Raw genomic sequence first — 12,622 nt, 5'->3', positions numbered from 1 at the left:
TTCCGCACTTAAAGCCAAGAGCCTCCTAAGCGATAGCCGGATTGTCTTGGAAGCCTACACTGAACCTGTAATCAGGTCAGTGTAGGAGATGTCACAACCTCACTTCCATTCCTGTAGAGACAAATTATCCGATTACCCAAAAGTCCTCTAAAACCTCAAGGAGTCCTATCGGACATCCCTCTCCTTACTAAGGAGAGGGACAGGTTTTGCATAGCAAAACCAGGGTGAGGTATCTTAGAGGCTATGAGACTTAACTGGAAATTGCACTTGTGTGTACACGGTAGCCCTCGTAGGGAAGGGGTTGGGGGTTAGGTTTGAGAGTAAAGTTGCACACGGCGTGAAGAATTATCTCCCTTGTCCTCTAGTTTCCGCTTTTTCCACGGGCGGAAATAATAGAAAAAATTTTGTTGGCGTCGCCTAAGATATTAAAATCTAAACTTCTGTGAAAAGCTAGAATCAGATCAATAACCTTCAATAGTGTAACCAGCAGCAACAATTACCTGTTTGATTGACTCCTCTGAAGCTGCGGATTCTACGGTGACAGTTTTAGCATTAACATCGACATTCACCTTGGCATCAGGTTCCATCACGTGGATAGACTCAGTAATTGTTTCTGCACATTTCTCACAAGCAATATTTGATACTTTTAGTTTTAGTGCCATTTGTTACCCCAATATGGAAATTTTCAATTATTTCTTCAGGATTAATCTTAATCATCAAAATGCGATCGTGTATCCTACCAGAGTCAGGTAATGGTGTAAAAGCATCCTAATCACTGCATAAAGCTCATCGAGTGGCACAATTTGCTAGCAGTAATATGAAACAAAATGCAAGAATATATAAAGCTATTTATGAAAATACACTTATTTAGTGCCGCTACGCGGAATTCTTAAAGTCTAAAGTCTAAAGTTAAAAACCTATGTCTTCAAATCCCCACTACCTAAGCGGTAACGAAATTCGCAACATATTTCTCAACTTCTTTGCCCAACGGGATCACCAAATTCTCCCAAGTGCCTCCCTCGTGCCAGAAGACCCAACCGTGCTGCTGACGATCGCGGGGATGTTACCATTTAAGCCGATATTCTTAGGGCAGCGCACACCAGAATTTAAGCGGGCTACGACTTCGCAAAAGTGTATCCGCACCAACGACATCGAAAATGTCGGACGCACCAAACGGCATCACACGTTTTTTGAGATGCTGGGTAATTTCAGCTTTGGTGATTATTTTAAAGAACAAGCGATCGCTTGGGGTTGGGAAATCTCTACACAAATCTTTGGCTTTTCCCCCCAAAATCTCGTAGTCAGCGTTTTTGAAGATGATGATGAAGCCTTTGGAATTTGGCGCGATCAAATCGGTGTGCCGATAGCGAGAATTAAACGCTTAGGCGAAGATGATAACTTTTGGGTATCTGGGCCGACTGGGCCTTGTGGTCCTTGTTCCGAAATATATTACGACTTTCACCCAGAACGCGGTGACGAAAATATAGATTTAGAAGACGATTCCCGGTTTATCGAGTTTTACAACCTCGTCTTCATGCAATATAACCGGGATGCGTCAGGCAATTTAACGCCACTGCAAAACAAGAATATCGACACCGGCATGGGTTTGGAGAGAATGGCGCAAATTCTCCAAAAAGTACCCAATAACTACGAAACTGACCTAATTTTCCCTATCATCCAAACAGCCGCCCAAATTGCTGGCATTGATTACCACAAAAGCGATAAAAAAACCAAAGTTTCTCTAAAAGTCATTGGTGATCACGTTCGTTCTGTTGTCCACATGATCGCTGATGAAATTCGCGCCTCGAATGTGGGACGAGGTTATGTGTTGCGGCGGTTAATTCGGCGGGTGGTGCGTCATGGGCGATTAATTGGGATTGATGGCGAATTTACCACCCAAGTTGCCGAAACTGCGATCGCTCTTTCCGAATCAGCTTACCCCAGTGTACGCCAACGGGAAGCAGCAATTAAAGCTGAGTTGCAACGGGAAGAAGCTAATTTCCTCAGAACTTTGGATAGAGGTGAAAAACTGCTAGAAGAAATTATAAATCGTATATCCCCAATACAGGATGAGCAGTATCGTCCATCTTCTTCACCAGAACCAAATATTTCTGGTTTGCCAGAACCAAATATTTCTAGTTTGCCAGAACCAAAAGTTTCCGGTTTACCAAAACAAAATATTTCTGGACTAGATGCTTTTACCCTCTATGATACTTACGGCTTCCCCTTAGAACTAACGCAGGAAATTGCAGCAGAAAATGAGCTAGATGTTGATGTTGAGGGATTTAATGCCGAAATGCAAAAACAGGTGGAACGTGCCAAAGCAGCACATGAAACCATCGATTTAACTGTGCAAGGTTCCCTCGACAAACTAGCAGAACACATCCACGCCACCGAATTTTTAGGCTATACCCAACCTGCAACGACGGCGAAAGTCGAAGCGATTTTAGTAGAAGGTGTTTCCCAAGAGGAAGCAGAAGCCGGGACACAGGTGCAAATTGTCCTTGACAAAACGCCATTTTATGCTGAATCTGGGGGACAAATCGGCGATCGCGGTTATATCTCTGGTGATGGTATCCTAGTTCGGGTGGAAGATATGAAGAAAGAATCTGATTTCTTTGTTCACTTTGGACGCATCGAACGCGGTACGCTGCGCGTAGGCGATCATGTTACAGCCCAAATTGATCCGGCTTGTCGGCGTCGCGCCCAAGCTAACCATACCGCGACGCACTTGTTGCAAGCGGCGTTGAAGAAAATTGTGGATGATGGCATATCTCAAGCTGGTTCCCTGGTTTCCTTTGACAGGTTGCGCTTTGACTTCAATTGTCCCCGTGGGTTGACAGCAGAGGAAGTCCAACAAATTGAGGAACAAGTGAATACTTGGATTGCTGAAGCACATACTGCAAAGGTGGAAGTATTACCTTTAGCAGAGGCGAAAGCTAGGGGTGCTGTTGCCATGTTCGGCGAAAAATACGGTGAAGAAGTGCGGGTGATTGACTTTCCTAGCGTATCAATGGAACTGTGCGGCGGGACTCACGTCAGTAATACTGCTGAAATTGGCGTGTTCAAAATTATTTCCGAAGCTGGTGTGGCTTCTGGAGTGCGGCGCATTGAAGCCGTTTCGGGACCGGCAATACTGGATTATCTCGATCTTCGGGATAAAATAGTTAAAGATTTGAGCGATCGCTTTAAAGTTAAACCCGAAGAACTACCAGACAGAATCACAAGTCTGCAAAACGAACTCAGAAGCAGCCAGAAGGAATTAGAAAGCTTGAAGGTACAGTTAGCGATCGCCAAATCTGACAGCTTACTACAAACAGCCGAAACTGTAGGCGATTATAAAATTATTGTCGCTCAATTAGAAGATGTTGATCCAGAATCTTTGAAAACCGCCGCCGAACGTTTACTGCAAAAAATCGCTAATGGTGCAGTGGTGCTGGGTTCTGTTCCGGAAGTAGGCAAAGTTAGCATAGTTGCAGCTTTTAGTCAAGAGATCAACAAAAAAGGTTTACAAGCTGGTAAATTTGTAGGTGCGATCGCTAAAATCTGTGGTGGCGGTGGCGGTGGAAGACCGAACTTAGCCCAAGCAGGCGGACGCGATGCGAGTAAATTACCAGAAGCGTTGGCACAAGCAAAAAGTGAGTTAAAGTCCGCGTTGGGTTAACCATCTTCCTAACTTACGCGATGTGCGACTTATTGGAACCCGGCTTCCATTGCTCTCACCGAAGCGGCTACGGTGTACACACAAGTCATCGAATTACCCAAAACAAAATCAAAAACCTCACCCTGTCCTGACTGACATCCCTCTCCTTACCAAGGAGAGGGACAAGTTTTGCGTAGCAAAAGCAGGGTGAGGTTTCTTTTGACTATTCGATAAAGCGTAAATTGCTTCAAGAGAGACTTGTGCGTACACGCTAGATTAGTGAAGGGGCAGAATTCAAAGCCCGTCTCCTGCAAGGAGAGAGGTTTTCCATATCCGGTGATAACCCCCTTCTGTCACTCTCCGGGAGGGCGATCGCTAGAAGCCTCATGAGGCAATCAATACAAGCTATACTATTAGAAAAAAATAGGTCTTGTATTTGTTATTAGAAAAGAATCGCGCGATCGCTTGCTATACAAAAGCTCTAGATTTTAGAAAAGGCAAATGTTTTCGGAGAGTGACAGAAGAGGGATAAGTAGGAAGGTACAATTAAATATAAGATAAAACCTCACCCTCAATCCCTCTCCTTGGTAAGGAGAGGGAAGCCGGAGGGAGAGTGAGGTTTTATATTTAATTTGACCCACTTACTTATCATGTCCGCTTGATTACTGATTAAACTTACCAAGTATTCTTATAATTAAATCCAATCTCACCTAAACCATCTCAAACTCTAATTGATGACTCTTGAGAAAATCATGGGTGAAATGATCCACCATATTTGTATCAGCTAATTCCAAATTATAAAAATCCACAGCTTCATGGTCAAAATGGGGACCAGCGTGCCAAGTACCCTGATGTAGCTTAATAAAACAATTCCCTGGAATGCGGAAAGCAGCAATCTCTTCTAATGCTGGTTCATTCACATCATTATCAGGAGGACAAACTGCAATTAACCAATCCTTCCCTAACAAAGAACCCAGACATTGAGTGCATTGCAGATGGCGAGTAATTTTATGAAACTTTCGCCCGTTCTTCTCCAACCGCATAACATAAAATCGGGGAATCCCGTTTTGCAGGTTTAACTGGGCATCTTCCACATCGTCAACTTTGCCATCAAGACTTGCAAAAATCACCTGTCCATAACGCCGAAAGTTTTCAGAAGTCACCCATTCTGCCTGCAATTGTTGCACTGTCTTTGATATGCTCATATCAAATTTTTGAGAGAGATTACTTAGGTTTATTTTCCCCAAAAATAACCAATGATTATTAATTTACAATTAATAATTACACAATTCCATGATGAATTATTAATTATTTAGCTAGCTAGATAACTACGTACTTGTTCCTTTTGGCGTCGGAGGAGACTGAGAGCTTTTTGCTCTATTTGACGCACGCGTTCTCGACTAATACCCATGCGATCGCCAATCTGTGCTAAAGAAAGTTCATATCCATCACTCAGACCAAAACGCAAGGTTAATATTTCTCGCTGCTGGGGAGACAGCTTTGCCAACAAGTCTTGTAAGTCTTCGTGGAGAGATTCTTCAACGGCATAGTCTTCGGGAGAAGGACCATCATCCTCCAATATGTCCTGCAATTCTGTATCTTGTTGTTCACCAACTCGCGCCTCTAAGGAGAAGGGTTGACGGGCCAAGTACAAACACTCTCGAACTTGGCTGGGTGTCAAAGATAAGGCGTTAGCAATTTCACCAGTAGTGGGAATGCGACCCAGCTGTTGGGATAATTCTCGCTGCACTCGTTTAATTTTGTTCAGTTTCTCAAAGACGTGGATAGGTAAACGAATTGTACGTCCTTGTTGAGCGATCGCTCGTGTGATTCCTTGACGAATCCACCAGTAAGCATACGTAGAAAACTTATAACCAAGAGCCGGATCAAATTTATCCACCCCTCGCTCTAAACCCAAAGTCCCTTCTTGAATTAGATCCATAAATTCCAGGTTGCGGTGCTGGTATTTCTTCGCCACTGCTACCACTAACCGGAGATTAGCCTGAATCATTTTCTGCTTGGCTTGATGTCCTAAATTTAGCTGTTGCTCTAACACCTCAACACCCAACTCCACCTGGTCTGCCCATTCTGGCAGCGTCGGTTGGTGATTTAATTTCACAGCCAATTCTTCCTTAGCAGCTAGTAAATTTATCATCTGCTGCACTTGTTGGGCAAAAATAACCTCTTGTTCACGAGTCAACAAATCTACACGCCCGATCTCTTGCAGATAACTACGCACAATATCATCTGTAACTCGAGGTTTTTTATCTGCGGCTAAAGTTTTTTTCTTGGTTTTTTGAACTTCGGTATGTGGAGATGTTGAGTTGCTCATGGTTATTTGCTCTTCTGTAACCTCATCAATTTACTGGTATCAAGTCTAGATATTCAAACCCCTAGCCATTTCACACTGCTAATCGCTCAATTGGCAATACTGATGAATTCTGATCTATGATACATTACAAGTCAATTGTTGGAGATAAAAAACCCAAAATCAACCCACCCCACAATACTAACATCATCACCAGTTACAAATCAATTACCCAAAGTATCATCAGCATATCTTTTGAAGTAATTACACTTTTTAATTATTGAACTTTGCATATTTTCAAACACAATTATGTCGAATTTAATTATCCAATATAGTTTAATACAGTTCAGTTAAGCATTTCTTCCTTCTCTTCCTTTTGGTGCGGACGCTGCACTTCGGCAAGGTGACACAGTGAGCCTGTCCAACTGCTCAGTGACCACACGTAGCTTGCTTCTCTGTAGGAGTACGCGTTTTTCTTTAGAGACGCTACGCGTTGGCGGAAGCCTTTCGTAGAGATTGCGGTAGCTTGCAGCAAGCAGCTTTGCATCTACGTTAAAAAAATTGACTTTGACAAAGAGTTAAGCTTTAACTCAACTATTGCAATACAGTTCTTGGAAAAAATGAAGAATTGACCGAGCAACAATTTCATTACCTAAGAGACAAATTACTAACAGTAAATACCAAGATAATTCCGAATTATTAAACCACAGATTTTTTTTAATTGTTAATAGTCTGGTGATCCTTCCATGTAATTCTGATTAAATGGAATTAATTAAATATAAAATGGACATTTTTTACCTCTAATTTTTTGCTAGATAATCTAATCATATCAAGCTGGGTACATAGCGGGCGATCGCTAACCATGAAATCAAACACTTTTCATCCTCCCTTGCTCAAGAATAGCTTTCTTTAGGAGTCCGGTCAAATACTTGTAATTAGGGATTTAGGATGACAAAGACGCAGGTATCTGGGACAATTGCGCTTGTGTCATCCTGCACGCAGATATCTGCATTGGATGCGGTATTATCAATAGAATTATTCCTAGAGATATTTTCGAGACTAACAGTGGTAACATTAGCACCAAGGATAATACTTGGCAAGACAGCAATACCCACCTAGCTTACCGCACTTCGGCGCTGCTCTGTTATCACCGTAAGTCTTACCCTGATCCCTTCGACAAGCTCAGGGTAACACCTGCGCCGTTCGCGTAGCGTCTCGTAGAGAAGGGCATCGCCATTAATATTCTAATTTAAGTCAAAAGATTTACCTTTAGAGGTGGGTGGCTGATACGACAAGATTTCCCACTTCTCCAATAAGGAACGTGAATTAAATAAAATGCAAAACCTCACCCTCAATCCCTCTCCTTATAAACTATCCATTACCCACATCTTTCCTAACATGGCTGTAAAGGAGACTTTGAGGGGGTGACAGCAGTAAAGAAGCTTCGGCAGAGTTGACAAAATCAACATAATAGGTGTCGTTAACTACAAAAATTGTGATGGAAAATCTGAGGACATAAATAAATTGTATGTTATTTAATTCTTATTTCTTAACGAGTTTTCACCTTAAATTGACACAATTACACAGTCAGTTATGCATCTATAGCGGCTGCCATAATGGTTAGGACAATTCTGCTATGGATAGCTGTGACAGCCGCTCTCTTAAGGTTTGCGAATGTCCTAAGCTGTCTGTCTACTGCTATATATAAATAATTGACTTATTGCAAATATTTTTGGTAAAATGGTACAAGGTTGCAATTTTAACCTAACTTTTCAACCATCACTTTATTAGATATTGGTTAAGAAAAGCATTCACCTTATTGGCGCATAACCCGACATTAACTGTCTTTCCTGATTTTCTAGGAATGTCCAATCCTTGACCATTATTACAGGGGTCTGGATCAACTATAGATACATATATTTCATGTATATGAGGATCTTCAGCGATCGCTAAAGCATATGCAGGTGTGCGTCCATGAAAAGAGCAAGGTTCAAGAGTGACATATATTTTCAAGAAGTCGAAAGCTTTGCCTTGAATCTGGTTAAGTGCGTCAGCTTAGAAAGCGCCAATTCGGTGAAAAATTACGTAAAAAGTTTTGCTAATTAACCATAAGTCATATAAGCGGTGCCAATTTCTTTGGTATTGCAAATCTAAGTCAACTATTTGTTCAAAATCTGTGACTTTAGACCGACCATTTATTTGCCATTCGCCAGTTAAACCAGGCTTGACATTTAAACGTTGCCAGTGGCGTTTAGTATAATGGACAACTTCATCAGGTGTGGGCGGACGTGTTCCTACCAAACTCATTTCACCTACTAGAACATTCCAAAACTGAGGTAGTTCATCAAGACTAGAACGCCTCAAAAATTGACCCACCTTGGTTACTCGGAAATCATTTTTGTTTTTGAATATTAATCCGTTAGCTTCATTGTTAACTAAAGACTTTAATTGCTCTGCATTGCTCACCATCGAACGGAATTTGCGAATCACAAACGAGCAACCTTGAAGTCCATAGCGTTCTTGAGTGAAGAAAATAGGACCGGGACTATCAATTTTAATCGCAATCGCTACAGGTACAAATACAATGGCTAGAACTATTAATCCTAGTAAGCTACCTATAATGTCTAAACAACGTTTAAATTTAGACTTTACTGAGATATGTGGAGTAAATTGTAATTCTCTAATGGTAGCACTTTGAATAATGCTGCGTAATTGTTTAGGGTACATCATTCTTGACAAACTAAAGTGAGTCTATGTTGCTAATAGGTTTAAGTAGAGAAATAAAGGTGCGTAAAAATGTTAACAATTCAAAATTCTTGCATTTGCTTAATTTTTGGGTTTAATTACCCTCGTCTGTACGTGGTTTTCGCTTCAGCTTGTAAATTGGCAGAGGTATTAGTAACTGGCTTTAATTACGAATTACGATTTATCAAGTATGAATGATTGAAGATTCTTCCGATTAATAATCAAATCACTGATTTGTCGATATTTTATTGTGTATACAATATAGTATTTATACTATATTGTATATGTTTAAAAAAACCTTTATCCCTCAGTATGTTGGAAGTGATCGCCTTTGTTTGCTTTAATCTCATGTTTTGGCGTTTCTTCCATCATGAGCTTACCCTCTTTGTTTGATGCACGCAAGAGGTTTATGGGGTCAGGAGTCACATTGATTACTGTTCCTAAAATCGAAGTACCACTGCGTTGTAAATCATCAATCATTTGCTGTGCGATCGCTTTAGGCGTAAAGTCAGGGCGCACAACTAACACAACTCCATCCGTCTCACCACTTAAGGTCATTGCATCAGTGTATTCACGTAAAGGTGAAGTACAGATAATTACTAAATCATAAAGGGTCATTGCAGTTGCAATCAATTTTTTCATCGCCGTCGCTTCTATAACTTGCACATGACGATTGGGAAATCCGCCATATGTCAATACATCAAGACCCTCGATCTCAGTGTGTTGTACTACAGACAGCAGCGATGCTTCTTCACATACAGCATCAGTTAAACCAGGCTGAGCCGACAAGTTAAAAAAGTAGTGCTGTAATGGATTAGTCAAATCAGCATCAATCAGCAGTGTTCTTTTAGATAACATTGTTGCTGCACTTGCTAAATAGACACAGACACTCGATTTTCCCTCGCCACTGATACTACTACTGATGATAATAGACTTCAGCTGGTTTTTGTTATTGAGTTGTAACTTTTTGAGCAACCGACGATAAGGTTCAACTGCTTTTGGATTGTTCAAAAAGCGGTTTAACTGACCCGGTTGTATTCGTAATCGCTCGGTAAGATTTCCCAACACTGGTAGCTTAATCTGATCTTCTACTTCCTCTGCGCTGCCAATCTTTGTATTTAGCATTTCACCCAAAAGAATTACACCGATCGCTAACACTAAACCTGCTGTTGTTCCTAACAGCAAAATAACCATTGGCTTCGGGTTTGCAGGCAAAGTCGGAACGGAAGCCAGCCCGACAATATGAACATTACTGACGAGTTGCGCTTCCGCGATTTGTGCTTCTTCTAACTTATTTTGTAGTAACTTGAGAGTTGCAGCTTCCTGTTCGTGCCTACGGACTAAAGCAGAGAGAATTCGTTGTTTAGCAGGTAACTCAGTCACGCGCAATTGCAAAGCAACTTTTTGGCTTCTGATAACTTTTAGCTTATCTATTAATGCGTTGTACTCAATTTCACCCGCAATGTACGTAGAGATCAAGCTACGGCTCAAGTCATCAGATGCAACTTCGTTTGCAGGAATCGATGATTCAACAGGAACAATCCGCCTAAGACTTTGATTATATAGAGCGCGTATCTCATCTCGCTTTTGAAGCAAGTTAATCACTGATGGATGTTGATCGGAGAAACGACCCCGAGCCTCAATAATTTGCGAGTCTAGTTCAATAAGCCTAGCTCGCAAACCTTTAAGTTCGTCATCTTGACCAGCACGTGATGCTGTATAAGCACTTTGAATATTTTTGCTGCCAATAACTTTTTGAAGTTGTTCACTTTTTCGTTGTGCTTCTTCAAGTTGTGCCATCAATGTGCGTTCTTGATCTTCCAAAGCGGTTAAGCTGTTAGTCAAACTGGTATCTTGAGTTTCCAGAGAAACAATGCTGTTAGCTTGTTTGAACCGACTTTCAGCCGTTTCCGCACGCGCTAGCTTTTCTTGCTGCTCCGGGATTCGCCCCTCAATAAACTTCCGAACTGAGGAAGCTTGTTGACGAATGGACTCTCCATTTTCTTGCACCATTGCGTTAGATATCGCGTTTAACATAGCTGCAACTAACTCTGGATCTGAATCCTTGTATCGCAATTCCAGAATATTGGTAGCGGGCACAATTTTTACTCTGAGTCTAGAACCAATTTTATCAATTGAGGTAATTTTATAAGATAATTTTTTATGAGATAGCATCTCCAATGCTCGTTTTAAAACGCGCTTCGAGGAAACTAATTCCGCTTGAGTTGCAATCGGGTTTGCATTTCCTGAGGTTGTATTTGCCGCTAACGCTTGGCCTAGATCAGAAATGCTAACTCTTCGATCATCAAGAATCAACCGAGCTGAACCTTCGTAAACTGGTGGGGTCGTTTTTAAGTACAAATATGATACGACGAGCACCGAGGCAAACGAAGCAAGCGCACTCCAAAAATTGCGTTTTAGTGAGAACGCTAAGGCTGGCATACTTTTCATGAAATCTTTCCTGTTATGAGAAATATTTTTCGTACTATCGAAGCTATTAATAGGCTGGATTGAGGATTGCATTGTTGTCGCTTCCAGCTTTTATTCTCCAATATTCATAGCTTTTGAGAGAAATAGTCAAGGCTATAAATTGTAGAAGAGTGTCTATTTTTGATGCTGTGTTGACTTCACCGAATGTGGATATCTTCACTAATTTAGATTACTGTCTGCTTCCAAATACTTAGTAGCGAGTGCTGACTCCATCAATGTAGCAGATTTTACCTGATCTGCATATAGTGAGGTTAGTGTCGAAGTAGGAACAGTAAGTGGTTTTGTTGAGATTCTATTGTACAGATCAATAAACTTGTTTGTAATTTGCTCCCAGTTATAGTTCGCGCTTACATAAATTTTTGCTTGTTCAGCAAATTTTTCAATTTCTTGAGTGTTATGGATTGCCCAATCTAGCTTCTCAATACATGAATTAACATCTCCTTTCCGGAAAAGTACGCCTCGATTTTGTCCGAGAAGTTGCCTATGAGGCAAAATATCGCTGGCAATAATTGGAACACCCTCTGCCATAGCTTCTAGCATTGCCATCGGTAATCCTTCAATATTTGAAGGTAGCACAAACAACCCCGATCCTCTCACAATTTCCGCCAGGCGAGCACCCAAGAGTGGACCAGTAAAAAGAATATTTGGATTGTTGTTAGCTAAACTGAGCAACTTTGCTTTAAAGGTGGGAGAATCATCTCCTCCGACTAAAACCAGTTTCCAACCTGATTTTTGAAGTGATTGAAATGCTTTTATCAACAGATCAGGACACTTTTCAGGAACCAGCCGGCCTAAGAAGACCATGTACCGTCCTCGCTCCAAACCCAACGAGGAAGTCCAAGTAAATTTAGTATCAGAAGCAGGATAGCTGGCTGGGGCGTTAGGAATATAGGCAGAGTCTCGACTGTAGTTGTTAATAAAGTATGATTGCAATGCACCAGACACTACAACCATTTCATGGGCACTGGAAACAGCAATTTTTTCACCCAGCAAGATAGACAACCGCGCCAGTTTTCCCCATTTCGCACGTTGCCAGTCTAAACCGTGACAAGTGACCACAACCTTAGCTGGTGAGATCATGCGCGTTAACCAACTGAATAACGATGGTCCTAAAGCATGAAAGTGAACAATATCATAATCTCCAGCTGTTAGCATAGCGCCTAATGCTGAGCTAATGATTACATCTGAACCGCCCACTTTGGGACACGGTAGAGAAATCACTCGAACTCCTTTGAAATCATATTGTCTAAATGCAGGCATTCTTGTGTAAAAAGAGCGAGCAAAGAGGTCTACCGAGTGACCCTGAGCAACCATGCGTGGATAAATTTCTGCACAATGATGTTCGATACCGCCTTCTTCTGGGGGCAACCCTTTTGCACCGATAACTGCAATCTTCATGTTCTATTCAGATAAATGAAACTTTTGTAAAATAATAC

9 protein-coding genes are annotated in these 12,622 nt (G+C 41.4%); 1 reads left to right on the top strand and 8 read right to left on the bottom strand.

Annotated features, from left to right (window positions below; genetic code table 11):
- Nucleotides 1-461: 461 nt before the first annotated feature.
- Nucleotides 462-662: a heavy-metal-associated domain-containing protein gene (locus ACYTXL_RS15535; protein WP_461921485.1), complete on the bottom strand. Its 201-nt coding sequence runs from the start codon at nt 660-662 to the stop codon at nt 462-464.
- A 257-nt stretch (nt 663-919) separates the two neighbouring features.
- Between ACYTXL_RS15535 and alaS the strand changes: the two genes are divergently transcribed.
- The gene (alaS, locus tag ACYTXL_RS15530; protein ID WP_461921484.1) at nt 920-3,664 is read left to right on the top strand and encodes an alanine--tRNA ligase; all 2,745 of its coding nucleotides are present in this window, start codon (nt 920-922) and stop codon (nt 3,662-3,664) included.
- A 689-nt stretch (nt 3,665-4,353) separates the two neighbouring features.
- On the opposite strand, the gene ACYTXL_RS15525 is transcribed toward alaS, so the two are convergent.
- The 7 genes from ACYTXL_RS15525 to ACYTXL_RS15495 all read right to left on the bottom strand — a co-directional run bounded on the left by ACYTXL_RS15525 (nt 4,354) and on the right by ACYTXL_RS15495 (nt 12,584).
- Nucleotides 4,354-4,848 carry an ureidoglycolate lyase gene (locus ACYTXL_RS15525; protein ID WP_461925515.1) on the bottom strand — a complete coding sequence of 165 codons (495 nt, stop codon included), beginning with the start codon at nt 4,846-4,848 and terminating at the stop codon, nt 4,354-4,356.
- A 107-nt stretch (nt 4,849-4,955) separates the two neighbouring features.
- The gene (locus ACYTXL_RS15520; protein ID WP_461925514.1) at nt 4,956-5,975 is read right to left on the bottom strand and encodes an RNA polymerase sigma factor, RpoD/SigA family; all 1,020 of its coding nucleotides are present in this window, start codon (nt 5,973-5,975) and stop codon (nt 4,956-4,958) included.
- A gap of 911 nt (nt 5,976-6,886) precedes the next feature.
- Nucleotides 6,887-7,066 (bottom strand): DUF3172 domain-containing protein, encoded by a 180-nt coding sequence (locus ACYTXL_RS15515; protein ID WP_461925513.1) that lies wholly within the window; start codon nt 7,064-7,066, stop codon nt 6,887-6,889.
- Between the two features lie 664 nt (nt 7,067-7,730).
- Nucleotides 7,731-7,964, bottom strand: a complete 234-nt coding sequence (locus tag ACYTXL_RS15510; RefSeq protein ID WP_461925512.1) for a hypothetical protein — start codon at nt 7,962-7,964, stop codon at nt 7,731-7,733.
- Between the two features lie 42 nt (nt 7,965-8,006).
- Nucleotides 8,007-8,678: a sugar transferase gene (locus tag ACYTXL_RS15505; protein ID WP_461925516.1), complete on the bottom strand. Its 672-nt coding sequence runs from the start codon at nt 8,676-8,678 to the stop codon at nt 8,007-8,009.
- Nucleotides 8,679-8,996: 318 nt separating this feature from the next.
- Complete coding sequence (locus ACYTXL_RS15500; protein WP_461925511.1) at nt 8,997-10,796, bottom strand: GumC family protein; 1,800 nt, start codon at nt 10,794-10,796, stop codon at nt 8,997-8,999.
- Between the two features lie 549 nt (nt 10,797-11,345).
- On the bottom strand, nt 11,346-12,584 hold the full coding sequence (locus ACYTXL_RS15495; protein ID WP_461925510.1) for a glycosyltransferase family 4 protein: 1,239 nt from the start codon (nt 12,582-12,584) through the stop codon (nt 11,346-11,348).
- Between the last annotated feature and the right edge of the window lie 38 nt (nt 12,585-12,622).

It is taken from the genome of Nostoc sp., assembly GCF_054880495.1.
The sequence above is the reverse complement of the archived record's forward strand: the minus strand, read 5'-3'. Positions and strand labels throughout refer to the sequence as shown.

Bases quoted from the DNA above. Each gene is read 5' to 3' on its own strand.
- ACYTXL_RS15495 (WP_461925510.1), bottom strand. From the start codon at position 12,584: ATGAAGATTGCAGTTATCGGTGCAAAAGGGTTGCCCCCAGAAGAAGGC.
- ACYTXL_RS15525 (WP_461925515.1), bottom strand. From the start codon at position 4,848: ATGAGCATATCAAAGACAGTGCAACAATTGCAGGCAGAATGGGTGACT.
- ACYTXL_RS15535 (WP_461921485.1), bottom strand. From the start codon at position 662: ATGGCACTAAAACTAAAAGTATCAAATATTGCTTGTGAGAAATGTGCA.
- alaS (WP_461921484.1), top strand. From the start codon at position 920: ATGTCTTCAAATCCCCACTACCTAAGCGGTAACGAAATTCGCAACATA.
- ACYTXL_RS15505 (WP_461925516.1), bottom strand. From the start codon at position 8,678: ATGTACCCTAAACAATTACGCAGCATTATTCAAAGTGCTACCATTAGA.
- ACYTXL_RS15520 (WP_461925514.1), bottom strand. From the start codon at position 5,975: ATGAGCAACTCAACATCTCCACATACCGAAGTTCAAAAAACCAAGAAA.